Origin of the sequence: Silanimonas sp., from assembly GCF_027531545.1 — a bacterium.
In the GTDB taxonomy this organism is placed as follows: Bacteria; Pseudomonadota; Gammaproteobacteria; order Xanthomonadales; family Xanthomonadaceae; genus Silanimonas.
In genome coordinates this window covers 339,374-353,748 of sequence record NZ_JAPZSC010000001.1, presented here as the reverse complement: position 1 = coordinate 353,748, position 14,375 = coordinate 339,374, and the positions used below count along the sequence as shown (strand labels likewise).

Here is a 14,375-nt window from a genome sequence, read left to right as displayed (position 1 = left end):
GCCTGCTAGCCTGCAGCGCGTCGAAGTCGTGGTGGGGCGATCGTGGGTCTGGGGGCGTTGCTTCAGGCGGAAGCCGAGCAGGAGTTGGAGCGGGCGGCGCGCCAGTTGGCGCGCCCCGGCGAAGAGCGCCATCAAGGCATCCATCAGGCGCGGAAATCCATCCGCCGCGTGCGCGCCCTGCTGGCGCTCGCGGGGGCCTCGTTCTCCGCCACGCCGTCGGTGAGACGCCTCGACGCCTCGTTGCGCAGCCTGTGCCGCGGGCTCTCCGCCCTTCGCGATGCCGACGCCCTGCGCGATGGGCTGCTGCACCTCTCACGGGATGCGGTGATCGGCCCGATCGAATGCGAGCGCCTCTGCGCTTTCGTCGCCGTGCTGCGGGCCCGTCGACTCACCACGGCCCTGGCGCGTGATCCGGATTTCGCGCGCCGTCGGTCGCGGCTGCAGCAGGCGCAGGCCCGGATTGGCCTGCTCCCGTGGGCTTCGGTGCGCGACGCCGACATCGAGGCCGCGCAAGCCCACTCGCGCAAGCGCCTGCGAAAGGCGCTCAAGGAGGCCCGGGGAAGCGCGGATGCCGAAGCCTGGCACACCCTGCGCCGCCGCCTGCGTCGGCTTCGCCAGCAGGAGAGCACGCTGGCGCGCGTGGCGCCAGATCGCGACCACGGCACGCCGGGCATCGCCGACCTGGCGGATCGGATGGGCCGGGCCCAGGACCACGCGCTGCTGCTCGCCCGCTGCCGCCGCAGCGGCGTGTTCCCGGCGCGCGACCGGGCGATGCTCCGCCGCCTCGTCGAACCCCTGTACCAGTCGGCCAAGGGCGACGCCGTCGATGCCTTGTCCCGCCCGATCTAGGGGGTGCCCTGGGGGGCGAGGGTGTAGACCACGCGATCGCGCACCGCGCCCAAACGTGTCGGCATCACTCCGGCGTCGCGTGCCTCGGCTTCGAAGCGAGCCGCCATCGCGGGGCGCATCACGAACACCCTGCCGGGCGGCTGCTTCTCGCGGAGTTCGTGTCCGAGCACATCGTCGAACGGCGCGTCCGAGATCGGTTTGCTGGCGAGATCGCCGTCGACGTCGGTCTTCTCGATCTCGGCATGGAGGTAGAGGTTCAATCCGTAGCGGGCCATGTCGTTGACGAAGACCACTTCCTCGATGCGATAAGGCACGACGGCATCGAGCCGTTCGGCCCATTCCCGCGCGTTCTTGTGCAGCGGCAGGCGTTCCGCCGTGCGCGCCGGCAAGGCTTCCGCCACCTGCGGCAGGTAGGCCAGCAGCACCTTCACGCCGATGACCAGAGCCAACACCGCGGCCACCGCCGCCCAGCGGGCGCGTCCCAGCGGCGCAGCCTCGAGGGCGCGGCCGATCAGCAGGGCCAGCGGTGCGAACAGCGGGAGCACGTAGAGCGGAAGGCGCGAGCGGGCGAGCATGAAGACCAGCAGGCCGACTCCGAGCCAAGCGAGCAGCAGGCGCGTCGTCGGTGCGGCGTCCCGGAAGGTGCCCCCACCGCGCCGCCAGGCGGCCAAGGCCCAGGGCCACCACGGCAAGGCGCCGAGACCCAAGGTCAACCCGTAAACGTAGAGCCCGCCCCACCATTCCGGATAGCGGCCGTGGACGTCGGAAGCCACGCGGGCCACCACCTCGTGATGGACGAAGTACTCGAGCAGGCCGGGGTGCTTCACCACGACCACCAGGTACCAGCTGAAGCCCAGCACCACGAACAGGGGCAGCCCCCACCCGAGGCGCAGCGAGGGCAGCCCCGCGTCGCGTCGGCCGAAGGCATGCAGCACCAACACGGCGGCCAAGCCGATCAGGCCCGGCGGCCCCTTGGTCATGAAGGCGAGTGCGAAGCCCGCCCACATGCCGAGCATCCATGCCGGCCGCGACTCGAAACGCGCGATCACGTAGCAGGCGAACGCGAGCGTGGTTGCGAAGGCCAGGGGTGTGTCGGTGGTGGCGATGCCGCTCGCCAGCATCGTCAGCGGGAACGTCGCATACACCAGTGCCGGCAGCCACGGCCGCCGCGGCGCGAAATGCCGGCCGATGCGCAACAGCAGCGCCACGATGCCGAGATGGGCCAATGCGCCGGGCAGCCGCACCGCCCATTCGTTCCAACCCAGTGCCGAGACACTGGCCGCGATCGCCCAATAGGTGACTGGCGGCTTGGTGAAATGCAGGGTCTCGTGATGCCGGTAGAGGCTGATCCAATCGCCGCTCCGCAGGATCTGCAGTGCCACGTTCGAGAAGCGGCCCTCGTCCGGATCCCATAGACCTCTGGTTCCGAGGAAGAGCAAGGTGGTGGCGACCGCGAGTGCGAAGACCGCGAGCGCCCGGTGGGGCGGCTGGAGGAGGAACCGGACGTTCATTGGCTCGGCGCAAGAAGGCTGCCGGCATCCTGCCAGAGCGTCGCGGGCCTTGCATGACAGGCGGCGGTTGCCGCCCTCGGGGCCGGGCCGGCGCCTGCGGCCCGGCCCGTGCCGCGACCTTAGAAGCGCAGGCCGGCCTGCAGCGAGTACACCCACGGATCGACGTTCGCGGTGCCGATCCCGGCGCCGGCCAGGGTTGCTTCGGAGTCGAAGTCGATCCAGCGCGCTTCGCCGCGGATGAACCAGCGGTCGCTGGCGAGGAAGTCGGCGCCGAACGCCGCGGTCAGGCCGTTCGAATCATCGACATCGACCGGCGCGCCGGCCAAGGCGTTGATGCCGCGGACGTCGGACAGCGAGGTCCAGTTGTAGCCCAGGCCCGCGTAGGGGCTGAATCCGCCCTCGTCACCACCGAGGAAATGCCAGTTGGCGCCGAGGCTGATGGGCTGGTGCTTCAGCGTGACGACCTGGCCGAGGCCGGCCAGCGTGACCGTGTGCTCGAACTTGCTCACCGGCATGTCGAACGTCAGCTCGACGCCGTTATCGAAGAAATAGGAGGCGCCCAGAATGGCCTGCGAGTCGCTGTCGATGGAGGCCGCGGCGCCGGCAAGCGTGCCGTTGTCCGACTTCGGGTTGACGTTGGCGAAGCCGGCGCGGACGGCGAAGTCCTGCGCGGAGACAGTGGTGGACGCCAGCGCGGTGGCGAGGGCGATCGAGGAGAGGGCGAGAGGGGTACGCATCGGGGAGATCCTTGGTAAGGCGAGGGGGCAGCGCGGCGGGGTCACCGGCCGCAGCGTAAGACGGCGCATGTCGCAGTGCAGCGAACGCCAAGGATTTGTCCTCGGGATGGCAAGGGCGCGTCCCCAGGGCGTGAATCGGCCCCGCTGTAAACGTATGCGGGCCCCTTGGAGCCGACCCGGGGCCGGCAGGGATGGCGCCCCATCGGCGCGGAGGCCAGAATGCGGGCCTTGTTTGCGTCCCTCGGAGGGGACATGGCCGATATCCGCGACGCCAAGGTGCCCGACCTCGGCAACAGCAGCGACGTTCCCGTCATCGAATTGCTCGTCGCCGTGGGCGACCGGGTGAAGAAGGACCAGGGCCTCGTCACGCTGGAATCCGACAAGGCCACGATGGAAGTGCCGTCGCCGTTCGCCGGCATCGTCCGCGAGATCACGGTGAAGCTCGGCGATGCGCTGAGCGAAGGCCACGTCGTCGCGCGCATCGAGGTCGAGGAGGGCGCTGCAGCACCGGCCCCGGTGGCCGCGCCCGCCCCCGCGTCGAAGCCCACGCCGGCGCCCGTACCTGCCCCGGCCGCGGTTGCGGAGCGCGCACCCGCAGCGGCCGTCGCCGCTGCACCCGTCGCCATCGGTCCCGCTCCGGCCCTCGCCAACACGCCGGGCGTCGATCCGGAGGCACTGCCGCCGAGCACGCCGCCAATCGCCTTCACCGCCGAATCGCTGATGCCCGACAAGGTGCCGCACGCCTCGCCGGCCGTGCGCGTGTTCGCCCGCGAGCTGGGCGTCGACCTCGCGAAAGTGGCCGGCAGCGGTCGCGGTGGCCGCATTGCCAAGGAAGACGTGCAGGCCTTCGTCAAGAAGGTGATGGCGGAGGGCGTGCCGATGGCCGCGCCCAGTGCCGGCGCTGGTGGCGGTGGCTTGAACCTCATCCCGTGGCCGAAGGTCGACTTCGCCAAGTTCGGCCCGGTCGAGACCCAGCCGCTCTCGCGCATCCAGAAGCTGTCCGGCCAGAACCTCGCCCGCAACTGGGCGATGATCCCGCACGTCACCCAGTTCGACGATGCCGACATCACCGAGATGGAGGCCTTCCGCAGGCAGCTCGGCGAAGAGAGCAAGGACACGAAGCTCACGCCGCTGGTGTTCCTGATCAAGGCCGCGGTCGCCGCGCTGAAGGCCTTCCCGAAGTTCAACGCCTCGCTCGACGGCGACACGCTCGTGCTGAAGCGCTACTTCCACATCGGCATCGCGGTCGACACGCCGGACGGCCTCGTGGTGCCGGTGATCCGCGACTGCGACCAGAAGGGGCTTCTTGATCTCGCCCGTGAGTTGGGGGAGATCAGCAAGAAGGCGCGTGACAAGAAGCTGGGCCCGGCGGACATGCAGGGCGGCTGCTTCTCCATCAGCTCGTTGGGCGGCATCGGCGGCACCGCGTTCACGCCGATCATCAACGCACCGGAAGTCGCGATCCTCGGCGTCTCGCGCAGCAGCATCAAGCCCGTGTGGAACGGCAAGGACTTCGCGCCGCGCCTGATGCTCCCGCTGTCCTTGAGCTACGACCACCGCGTGATCGACGGCGCCGACGCCGCGCGATTCACCAGCTTCCTCGCGAAGTCGCTGGGCGACCTGCGCCGCCTGCTGCTCTGATGATCCCGCTGTCGTCCGGGTCCGACGCCATCCCGGCGCGCGCCACGGTCGGCGCGCTGCAGTGGGCGCAGCGCCGCGTGTCTGGCTTCGACGAATTCGCCGGCGAGTTCAGTGAGTGGGTGCGCGTCGCCGGCGATTACGGCGTCGAGCTGCTCGTGGTGCCTGAGCTGATCACCTGCCAGCTGCTCAGCGCCGAGCCGACGCGGCTCGGGCCCGCCGAAGCGCTGGATCGGCTCTCCGCGCACACGCCGGCGTGGACGGCGCTGCTGTCGGATCTCGCGAAGCGGCATCGGCTCACGCTCGTCGGCGGCACGCACCTGACGTGGATCGACGGCCGCCCGCGCAACGTCTGCTGGGTCGCCACGCCCGACGGCGCGCTGCAGCGCCGCGACAAACTGCACATCACCCCGAGCGAGGCCGGCAGCTGGGCGGTCGAGGGTGGCGAGGCCCGCGACGTCGCGCCGGTCGACACGCCGGTCGGCAAGGTCGGCGTGCAGATCTGCTACGACAGCGAATTCCCCGAGCTGGGCCGCGCACAAGTCGACGCGGGCGCGTGGCTGTTCGCGATTCCCTATTGCACCGATCTGCGCGGCGGCCACCTTCGCGTTCGCCACAGTGCGCAGGCGCGCACCGTCGAGAACCAGGTCTATGTCGTCACCGCCGGCAACACGGGCTTCTGCCCCGGCGTCGCGAGTTTCGACCAGCAATACGCCGAGTCGGCCGTGCTCACGCCCTGCGATGACGCCATCAGCGCCTTTGCCGCCGACGGTGTCGCGAAGGCCGCGACGCCGAACGTCGCGCAACTCCTTGTCGCCGAACTCGACGGCGCCGCGCTCAAGCGCGCCCGCGAGCACGGCAGCGTCCGCAACCTCATCGACCGCCGTCCCGATCTTTATGCCGCCCTGCGCGGCGCCTGATTCAAGAGAGAACACGCATGGCCAGCATTGACGTCAAGGTTCCCGACATCGGCGGCAGCGCCGGCATCCCCGTCATCGAACTGCTGGTGAAGCCCGGCGACACGGTGAAGAAGGACCAGGGCCTCGTCACCCTCGAAAGCGACAAGGCGACGATGGAGGTGCCGTCGCCGGCCGCCGGCGTGATCACCGCGCTGAAGGTGAAGCTCGGCGACGAAGTCTCGGAAGGCCACGTGATCGCCACGCTTGAGGTCGCCGAAGCCGGTGCCGCCGCCACGCCCGCCGCGGCGCCGAAGCCGGCCGCGCCAGCGCCCGCTACGCCGGCCGGATCGGTTGTTGCACCGCCGTCTGCGGCCGCCGCCGCGCCTGCTCCGAAAGCCGCGTCCAGCGACGGCAAGGCCGCCGACCACCGCTGCCAGCTGGTGGTGATCGGCGCCGGCCCCGGCGGCTACACCGCCGCGTTCCGCGCCGCCGACCTCGGTCTCGACGTGGTGCTCATCGAGCGCTATCCGACGCTCGGTGGCGTCTGCCTCAACGTCGGCTGCATTCCCTCGAAGGCGCTGCTGCACACCGCCGCCGTCATCCAGGAAGCGAAGCACATGGATGCCGTGGGCGTGAGCTTTGGCGCCCCCAAAATCGATGTCGACAAGCTGCGCGGCTACAAGGAAAAGGTGATCGGAACGCTCACCAAGGGCCTCGCCGGCATGGCCAAGCAGCGCAAGGTGCGCGTTCTGCAGGGAACGGCCACCTTCGCCTCGCCGAACGAGCTCGATATCGCCACGGCGGATGGCCCCCAGCGCCTCGCCTTCGAGAAGGCGATCATCGCGGCCGGTTCGCAGCCGGTGAAGCTGCCGGGCTTCCCATGGGGCGACGCGCGCGTGATGGACTCCACCGACGCGCTGCAGCTCGCCGACATTCCCAAGAATCTGCTGGTCGTCGGCGGCGGCATCATCGGCCTCGAGATGGCCTGCGTGTACGCCGGCCTCGGCAGCGCGGTCACGGTCGTCGAGCTCGGCCCCCAGCTGATGCCGGGCGCCGACCTCGACCTCGTCAAGCCGCTGGCCGACCTGCTCAAGAGTCGCGGCGTCGTCGTGCACCTCAACACCAAGGTGCCGGAGGTCGTCGCCAAGCCCGACGGCTTGCATGCGCGTCTCGAAGGCGAGCGCGCGCCGAGCAGCGCGGCGTTCGACCGCGTGCTGGTCTCGGTGGGCCGCAGCCCGAACGGCGGCAAGCTCGCCGCGGAGAAGGCCGGCGTGCAGGTGACCGAGCGCGGCTTCATCCCGGTCGACCGCCAGATGCGCACCAACGTGCCGCATATCTTCGCCATCGGTGATCTCGTCGGTCAGCCGATGCTCGCCCACAAGGCCACGCACGAGGGCAAGCTCGCGGCCGAAGTCGCGGCGGGCGAGAAGCGCGAGTGGGTCGCGCGCGTGATTCCGTCGGTGGCCTACACCGACCCGGAAGTGGCGTGGGTCGGCGTCACGGAAACCGAAGCCAAGGCCAAGGGCCTCGCCATCGAGGTCGGCAAGTTTCCGTGGGCGGCCTCGGGCCGCGCGATCGGCAACGGCCGCACCGAAGGCTCGACGAAGCTCATCCTCGATGCCGAGACGCACCGCGTGATCGGCGGCGGCGTGGTCGGCACGAATGCGGGTGATCTCATCGGCGAGATCGCCCTCGCGATCGAGATGGGCGCGGAGGTCGGCGACATCGGCCACACCATCCATCCGCACCCCACGCTGATCGAGACGGTCGCGATGGCGGCGGAAGTGGCCGAAGGCACGATCACCGACCTCTACATCCCGAAAAAGAAGTAAGCGGCGCGCGGCCTCGTCGCCGCGCCCGCCGAGGTGACGCCCATGGAATTCCTCTACTTCATCGGCGGCCTGATCGCCCTGCTGCTCGGCACCGATACCGCCACGAAAGGCCTATCCGGGCTCGTGCAGCAGGCCGGGGCCTCGGCGCTCACCGCCGGGCTGGTGCTGGTCGGCGTCGGTTATGCGTTGCCGGGCTTGGCGCTCATCGCGGGTGCTGCCGCGTGGCAGGGCCTGCCGGTGGCCGCGACGGCCGCGCACGGTGCCATGCTCGGCACCTTGGGCGTCGGTGCCGCCGGCCTGCTGATCAGCACCGGTCTCGTGCTGCGCATTCGACCGTGGCGGATGCTCGACGGCGACAAGGCGCAGGCCGAACTCGCCGAGTTCGCGGTCAGCCGCGAGGGCTGGGGCCGCAACGGCATCCGCCTCCTGCTGGGTGCGGCCCTGCTGGCCCTCGGCGCACGCGGCGTGCTGGCCGGGGCGCCCTTCTTCGCGGGCCTGCCTGGCCTCGATGGGGGTGCTGCGCTCGTTGTCTCAGCCCTGGTCGGCATCGGCGCGGCGGTCGCGATCGTCGCGACCTTCAATGCCCGCTTTGGCGATGCCGCAGCGGCCTATGCGGCGATCCTCGGTGGCGGCGCGCTGCTCGTCGTCGCTGCCTCGCTGGCCGCGTTCCTCGTCGCGATGCCCGGGTTCGACCTGGGCCTGCTCGCGCACCCGCTGCCGCAGGGCCTCGCGCTGCTGGGCTTGCTCGCCGTTGTGGCTGTGCCTTCCAAGCCGCTGGGTCGCGGCCTGGGCCTGGCCGTCCTCGCGGCGACGGTCGCCCTGCTCGCCGCGGCGCTCTTCCTCGCCGGCTGATCGAGCGCGGCGCTCAGCGGAACATCGCGTAGCAGACCGCGCACACCACGACGACGCCCAGCAGGTCCATCACCGCGCCCTCGCGCAGCATGCGCTGCGCCGGCACTTGGCCCGAGCCGTAGGCGATCGCGTTCGGTGCCGTCGCCACCGGCAGCATGAAGCCGATGCTGGCGGCCATGACCGCCGGGAACATCAGCAGGGCCGGTTCAACGTCGATGGCGACCGCCACGCTGGCCATGATCGGCATCAGCAGCACCGCGGTCGCGGTGTTGCTGACGATCTCGGAAAGCAGCACCACGGTGCCGACCAGCAGCACGAGCATCAGCAGAAGGGGCAGGGCAGCCAGCCCCCCCATCCGGGAGGCGATCACGTCGCTCAGGCCCGAGGATTGGAAGGCCATCGACAGCGCGATGCCGCCACCGAACAGCACGAGCACGCCCCATGGGAGGCGCTCGGCGTCGCGCCATTCGAGCACCCGACCGCCGCGGCCGTCGCCGACCAGCAGCATCGCCAGCGCGCCCAGCAGGGCCACGCCGGCATCGGTGGCGCCAGGCACACCGAGCCACGCGCTCCAACCCCCGTGCGGCAATTCGCGGAACACCCACGCCGCGGCCGTCAGGGCGAACACCGCCAGCACGCGGCGCTCGCCCGCCGACCACGCCGGCAATTCGGGAAGCGACGCGCGCGGCGTTCCCGCGAGGCTCCGCCCGAGCCACAGCGCCATCAGCGGCACCAGCAGCACGACGATCGGCACGCCGATGGCCATCCAGCGCAGGAAGCCGAAGGCCTCGCCCGTGGTCTGTTCGTACACGCTCATGAACACGAGGTTGGGCGGCGTGCCGATCGGCGTGCCGAGGCCGCCGATGCTGGCCGCATAGGCAATGCCGAGGACCAGTGGCGCGGCCAGGCGCTGGTCGCGGTAGTCGGCCAGCACCGCCAGTGCCACGGGCAGCAGAAGCAGCGTGGTCGCGGCGTTCGAGATCCACATGCTCAGGGCCGAGGCAGCGATCATGAAGCCCCACAGCACCGCCCTGCCGGAGCCGCCGCCCACCGCGCGCACCATGCCGAGCGCCAGCCGCCGATGCGCGCCGCTCTTCTCCACCGCCATCGACAGCACGAAGCCGCCGAGCAGCAGCAGGATCAGCTCGTTGCCGTAGCTCTGCGACACCTGTTGTGGCGTCAGCACGCCGGCCATCGGCAGCAGCGCCAGCGGCAGCAGGGCGGTCACGGTGGGCGACACCGGCTCGCGCACCCACCAGCCCGCGCACCACAGGGTGAGGGCGGCGGTGAAGGCGAGCGCGTGCTCCGAACCGGTCGCGCGCAACGCCAGGTAGGCCGCGATCGAGAGCGCCGGCACCAGCACCAGGGACCACGGTCGGGAAGGCGGCGAGGCGTTGGGGGCGTCGGTCATCGTCAGTCGGGTGGTCGCGGTCGGCGCGGAGCATCGCACGAGCCCGGCACGGTCGCGGGCCCGCATGGCATCCTCGCCGTCGTTCTCCGAGGCCCCGCCGTGCGTCGTCCGCCGCTTCTCGTCTTCGGCCTCAGTGGCCAAATCGGTGATGCCCTATGCCGCCGCGGCCTGCCGTTGCCGGTGCTCGCGGTCTCGCGGCAGGCGCGCGAGCCGGGGGCAGGCGAGGGGCCTGTCGAATGGCGGGCCAGTGGCCTCGACAGCTTCGACGAGCCGCACAGCTTCGAGGCGGCCCTCAGCCTCGGGCCGCTGGACGCGTTCGCCCGCGCCGTGGCCTCGGGGCGCGTGCGTGCCGGCCGCATCGTCGCCTTCGGTTCGACCAGCCTGCACGTCAAGGGGCGATCGCCCGATGCCGCCGAGCGCGACGTCGCCGCCCGCCTCGTCGAGGCCGAAGCCGCGCTGTTCGCGGCTTGCCGGCAGAGCGGGACCCCCTGCACCGTGCTGCGACCCACCCTGGTCTGGGGCATGGGCCGGGACGCCACCGTGAGCCGCGTCGTCCGTTTGGCCCGGCGTTGGCCTTTGCTGCCCCTGCCGATGGGAGCGCCCGGGCTGCGCCAGCCTGTGCATGCGCTCGATCTCGCCGACGCCGCGCTGGCCGCGCTGGCGGTCGATCGCCATGCCTCTGGCGCCTTCGACCTGCCGGGCGGGGAGCGTGTGGCCTTCGGCGAGATGCTGCGTCGCAGCGTGGCCGCGGGCGCCCCGGGCTGCCGGCCGTGGCCTGTGCCATGGCCGATGCTGGCGTGGGCCGGCCGGGTCGATGCGAGGCTGGGGGGCTGGGCCTCGCGCCTCGCGGACGACCTGGTGTTCGAAGACCGCCCGGCCCGGGAGGCCTTGGGCTGGGCGCCGCGCGGCTTCGCGCCCTCGGCGGCCGACTTTCCCCTGTGAACGGCGGGGGTGCCGGCATGTTGCGACGCAGCGCGTCCGCCATACGCCGGAGCATTGCCTTTTCCTAACGGACTCTTAATATGGGCTCGTCGTCACTTTCGAGCTTTTGATCTAGGGCGCCGCGAGCCTATCGCGCGCCCCGGTTCGAGGGATCGAGCCCTCTCCCCGGAGGCCCCGGGGGTTGTCCTGTCGTTGATCCTGTCCCGAGGAAGTCCTGATGAAGTCCAAAACCCACCTGCGCGGCGGCATCGCGCTCGCCCCGCTGGCCGCCGCCGTCGGCCTGGCGCTGATGGCCCCGACGGCCCAGGCCTTCGAATTCGGCAGCGGTGAATTCACCGGCACCGTCGACACCACCATCTCCTATGGTTACTCGTGGCGCACGGAGGACCAGGACCCGAACCTGATCGGCAAGGGCCAGTTCAACCCGCTGATCTGCGCCCAGAACCAAGCCATCATTCCGCTGCCGGCCCCGTCGCCGACCAATCCGTTCCCGGCCTGCGCCTCGGGCTTCCCGGGTTCGGCCGCGCAGATCGCCGCGCGGGGTCGCTTCTCGGTCAACCGTGACGACGGCAACCTGAAGTACGACAAGGGCGACGCGATCGCCAACACCTTCAAGATCACGTCCGAGATGAAGCTCGGCTGGCGCAACTGGGGTGCCTTCACCCGCGCCACGTACTTCTACGACTTCGAAAACGCCGACCGCGCCGACCTCACGTCCGAGGCCAAGGACCGCATCGGCGAGCGCTTCCGCCTGCTGGACGCCTTCATCTACCGCGACTTCAGCATCGGCGAGCAGAGCGGCACGTGGCGCCTCGGCCGCCAGGTGATCAGCTGGGGTGAGAGCACCTTCATCCAGAACGGCATCAACTCCGTCAACCCGGTCGACCTCTCGGCGCTCCGCGTCGCCGGCGCCGAGCTGAAGGAAGCCTTCCTGCCGGTCGATGCGATCTACGGCTCGTTCAACCTGACACAGAACGTCGCGATTGAAGGCTTCTACCTCTTCGAGTTCGAAGAGATCGAAGTCGACGCGGCCGGCACCTACTTCAGCGCGAACGACTTCGCGACCCCGGGTGGCACCTACGTGATGCTCGGCTTCGGCACCGTGCCGCAGCCGGTCAACAACCCGGAGCGCTTCTTCGCGACCTGCTTCGGTGGTCCGACCGGCCCGCTCAACACCGATCTCAACTTCACCGGCCTGCCGCCGGGCGTGTCCAACGCCACCATCGCCGGCATCGGCTGCGGTGGCGCCGTGGCCCGCCTGCCGAACCGCAACGCGCGCGACGACGGCCAGTACGGCGGCGCGGTCCGTTGGTACGCCGAGAACTTCAACGAAACCGAATTCGGTTTCTACTTCATGAACTACCACAGCCGCCTGCCGCTGCTCTCGGGCCGCGCGGTCACTGGCACGTCGGCCAACACCGGCCGCTTCTTCGTGGAGTACCCGGAAGACATCCAGCTGTACGGCATGAGCTGGAACACCAACCTCCCGGCCGGCATCGCCTTCCAGGGTGAAGTGAGCTACCGCCCGAACGCGCCGATCCAGATGGACGACGTCGAGCTGCTGTTCGCCGCGCTCACGCCGCTCAACACCTTCATCCGCGCGCAGGGCGCCCCGCCGGCCTATGAGTTCCGCAGCCAGCTCGGCACGGCAGCGCTCGGCCAGGAAATCCGCGGCTGGCGCGAGCACGCGCAGACCCAGGTGCAGATGACCTTCACCAAGGTCTTCGGCCAGGTGCTGGGCGCCGACCAGATCTCGACGGTGGCCGAAGTGGGCTGGACCGACGTCGACCTCGACGGCAATGTCCGCTACGAAGGCGAAGGCACCGACACCGGTGGCGGCTGCGATGTCGCGGCCGTCCGTGCGGCGCTTGCCGGTGGCCTGCCGGCGGTGTTCAATCCGGCGCTTGCCGGTTGCGCCCGCAATCCGCAGACGCTCACCGGCGGCTTCCCGACGAAGTTCTCTTGGGGCTACCGCCTCGCGGCGCGCGCCGACTACAACAGCTTCCTCGGCACCGCGTTCACCTTCTCGCCGCGCCTCGCGTACAACCATGACGTCGATGGCATCTCGCCGGGTCCGGGCGGCAACTTCCTCGAAGGCCGCAAGTCGCTCACGTTGGGTGCCGAGTTCAACTACTTGAACTCGTGGATCTTCGACCTGTCCTACACGTCGTTCTCGGGCGGCGGTATCTACAACCAGATCGCCGACCGCGATTTCGCGTCCGCCAGCGTCCGTTACTCGTTCTGATGCTCCTGGGAGGGAACAGCATGAAATTGACCACCAAGGCTGCACTCGCAGCCACCCTCGGCGCGCTGGCCCTGTCGGCCAGCGTCGCCAACGCCGCGGTGGATGCGGCGAAAGCCGCCCAGCTCGGCCAGACGCTGACCCCGGTCGGTGCCGAGAAGGCGGCCAATGCCGCCGGCACCATCCCGGCCTGGGAAGGCGGCATCACCCGTCCGCCGGCGGGTTACCGCAACGGCATGTTCCACCCGGATCCGTTCGCGGCGGACCGTCCGAAGTTCCAGATCACGCGCGCCAACGTCGGCCAGTACGGCAACAACCTGACGGCCGGCCAGAAGGCCATGTTCACGCGCTACCCGACCTTCCGCATGGACGTCTACCCGACGCGCCGTTCGGCCGCGTTCCCGCAGCGCACCTATGACTTCACCAAGACCAACGCGACCCGCTGCCGTCTGGTCGCCAACGGCGAAGGCATCCAGAACTGCGCCGAGGGCTTCCCGTTCCCGGTGCCGCAGAACGCCTACGAGCTGATCTGGAACCACAAGCTGAAGTACAAGGGCGTCTCCGGCCGTCGCTGGGCCAACCGCGTCGCGCCGACGCCGGGCGGCCAGTACACGATGATCCGTCTGCAGGAACGCCTGCTGGGCCTGTACTACAAGCCCGGCAACACCTCGGAGAACATCAACAACATCCTGCTGTACTTCCTGCAGGACGTGCTCGGCCCGGCGCGTCTCGCCGGTCAGGTGCTGCTGGTCCATGAAACCCTGAACAACTCGGTGGCACCGCGTCAGGCGTGGATCTACAACCCCGGCCAGCGCCGCGTGCGCCGCGCCCCGAACGTCGCCTACGACAACCCGGCCACCGCCTCCGACGGCCTGTCGACGAACGACATGACCGACATGTTCAACGGCGCGATGGACCGCTTCGACTGGACGATGGTCGGCAAGAGGGAGATGTACGTCCCGTACAACTCCTACAAGGCGCACAGCAACAACACGAAGGTCGCCGATCTGGTCCGCCCGGGCCATCTGAACCCCGACTTCATGCGCTACGAGCTGCATCGCGTGTGGGTGGTCGAGGCCAAGCTGAAGGCCGGTGCGCGTCACATCAACAGCCGCCGCACCTTCTACCTCGACGAGGACAGCTACCAGATCCTCGCGATCGACCACTACGACGGCCAGGGTGCGATCTGGCGCGTGTCGGAGGCCCCGTCGATCAACTACTACGAAGTGCCGACGTTCTGGTCGACCATCGAAGCGCACTACGACCTGAAGTCGGGTCGCTACCTCGCGGGCCTGCTGGACAACGAAGAGGACAAGCCCTACGACTTCGGCTATCAGGCCACGCCGGCGGACTTCTCGCCGCAGAACCTGCGCGCCGCGGGCGTCCGCTGATCCGTCGCGCCACGGTCGACGTGGCGCGTATTCTCCGCGGGCGGCGCTTCACGGCGCCGCCCGTTTTTCTT

The 14,375-nt window shown here is 70.0% G+C and carries 11 protein-coding genes; 8 read left to right on the top strand and 3 right to left on the bottom strand.

What is annotated here, in order from left to right; genetic code table 11:
* Window positions 1-42: 42 nt before the first annotated feature.
* The gene (locus tag O9280_RS01570) at window positions 43-849 is read left to right on the top strand and encodes a CHAD domain-containing protein (protein WP_298337963.1); all 807 of its coding nucleotides are present in this window, start codon (window positions 43-45) and stop codon (window positions 847-849) included.
* Here the strand turns inward: O9280_RS01570 and O9280_RS01565 are convergent.
* On the bottom strand, window positions 846-2,231 hold the full coding sequence (locus tag O9280_RS01565; protein WP_298337961.1) for a glycosyltransferase family 39 protein: 1,386 nt from the start codon (window positions 2,229-2,231) through the stop codon (window positions 846-848). The genes O9280_RS01570 and O9280_RS01565 overlap by 4 nt on opposite strands.
* 248 nt (window positions 2,232-2,479) lie before the next feature.
* Entirely contained in the window at window positions 2,480-3,097 is a 618-nt protein-coding gene (locus tag O9280_RS01560) for an OmpW family outer membrane protein (protein WP_298337959.1), read from the bottom strand.
* 252 nt (window positions 3,098-3,349) lie between these two features.
* Here O9280_RS01560 and aceF point away from each other — a divergent pair, with 252 nt between their 5' ends.
* The 4 genes from aceF to O9280_RS01540 are packed head-to-tail and all read left to right on the top strand — an operon-like array spanning window position 3,350 to window position 8,318.
* Complete coding sequence (aceF, locus tag O9280_RS01555) at window positions 3,350-4,738, top strand: dihydrolipoyllysine-residue acetyltransferase (protein WP_298337957.1); 1,389 nt, start codon at window positions 3,350-3,352, stop codon at window positions 4,736-4,738.
* The gene (locus O9280_RS01550) at window positions 4,738-5,655 is read left to right on the top strand and encodes a carbon-nitrogen hydrolase family protein (protein ID WP_298337955.1); all 918 of its coding nucleotides are present in this window, start codon (window positions 4,738-4,740) and stop codon (window positions 5,653-5,655) included. Before aceF ends, O9280_RS01550 begins: the two co-directional genes overlap by 1 nt.
* 17 nt (window positions 5,656-5,672) lie before the next feature.
* Window positions 5,673-7,466 carry a dihydrolipoyl dehydrogenase gene (gene lpdA / locus O9280_RS01545; RefSeq protein ID WP_298337953.1) on the top strand — a complete coding sequence of 598 codons (1,794 nt, stop codon included), beginning with the start codon at window positions 5,673-5,675 and terminating at the stop codon, window positions 7,464-7,466.
* A gap of 42 nt (window positions 7,467-7,508) precedes the next feature.
* Window positions 7,509-8,318 carry a hypothetical protein gene (locus tag O9280_RS01540; protein WP_298337951.1) on the top strand — a complete coding sequence of 270 codons (810 nt, stop codon included), beginning with the start codon at window positions 7,509-7,511 and terminating at the stop codon, window positions 8,316-8,318.
* A 13-nt stretch (window positions 8,319-8,331) separates the two neighbouring features.
* Here the strand turns inward: O9280_RS01540 and O9280_RS01535 are convergent, their stop codons facing one another.
* Window positions 8,332-9,729, bottom strand: coding sequence for a DASS family sodium-coupled anion symporter (locus tag O9280_RS01535; RefSeq protein WP_298337949.1), 1,398 nt, complete (start codon window positions 9,727-9,729; stop codon window positions 8,332-8,334).
* A gap of 99 nt (window positions 9,730-9,828) precedes the next feature.
* On the opposite strand from O9280_RS01535, the gene O9280_RS01530 reads away from it, so the two are divergent.
* The 3 genes from O9280_RS01530 to O9280_RS01520 all read left to right on the top strand — a co-directional run bounded on the left by O9280_RS01530 (window position 9,829) and on the right by O9280_RS01520 (window position 14,304).
* Window positions 9,829-10,671 carry a nucleoside-diphosphate sugar epimerase gene (locus O9280_RS01530; RefSeq protein ID WP_298337947.1) on the top strand — a complete coding sequence of 281 codons (843 nt, stop codon included), beginning with the start codon at window positions 9,829-9,831 and terminating at the stop codon, window positions 10,669-10,671.
* Window positions 10,672-10,888: 217 nt separating this feature from the next.
* On the top strand, window positions 10,889-12,916 hold the full coding sequence (locus tag O9280_RS01525; RefSeq protein WP_298337945.1) for a DUF1302 domain-containing protein: 2,028 nt from the start codon (window positions 10,889-10,891) through the stop codon (window positions 12,914-12,916).
* 20 nt (window positions 12,917-12,936) lie between these two features.
* A complete protein-coding gene (locus tag O9280_RS01520) occupies window positions 12,937-14,304 on the top strand; it encodes a DUF1329 domain-containing protein (RefSeq protein WP_298337943.1) in 1,368 nt (455 codons plus the stop codon).
* The last annotated feature ends 71 nt before the right edge of the window (window positions 14,305-14,375 follow it).

Coding starts and splice junctions, on each gene's coding strand:
- O9280_RS01560 (WP_298337959.1), bottom strand. CDS start 3,097: ATGCGTACCCCTCTCGCCCTCTCCTCGATCGCCCTCGCCACCGCGCTG.
- aceF (WP_298337957.1), top strand. CDS start 3,350: ATGGCCGATATCCGCGACGCCAAGGTGCCCGACCTCGGCAACAGCAGC.
- O9280_RS01550 (WP_298337955.1), top strand. CDS start 4,738: ATGATCCCGCTGTCGTCCGGGTCCGACGCCATCCCGGCGCGCGCCACG.
- lpdA (WP_298337953.1), top strand. CDS start 5,673: ATGGCCAGCATTGACGTCAAGGTTCCCGACATCGGCGGCAGCGCCGGC.
- O9280_RS01540 (WP_298337951.1), top strand. CDS start 7,509: ATGGAATTCCTCTACTTCATCGGCGGCCTGATCGCCCTGCTGCTCGGC.
- O9280_RS01535 (WP_298337949.1), bottom strand. CDS start 9,729: ATGACCGACGCCCCCAACGCCTCGCCGCCTTCCCGACCGTGGTCCCTG.
- O9280_RS01525 (WP_298337945.1), top strand. CDS start 10,889: ATGAAGTCCAAAACCCACCTGCGCGGCGGCATCGCGCTCGCCCCGCTG.
- O9280_RS01520 (WP_298337943.1), top strand. CDS start 12,937: ATGAAATTGACCACCAAGGCTGCACTCGCAGCCACCCTCGGCGCGCTG.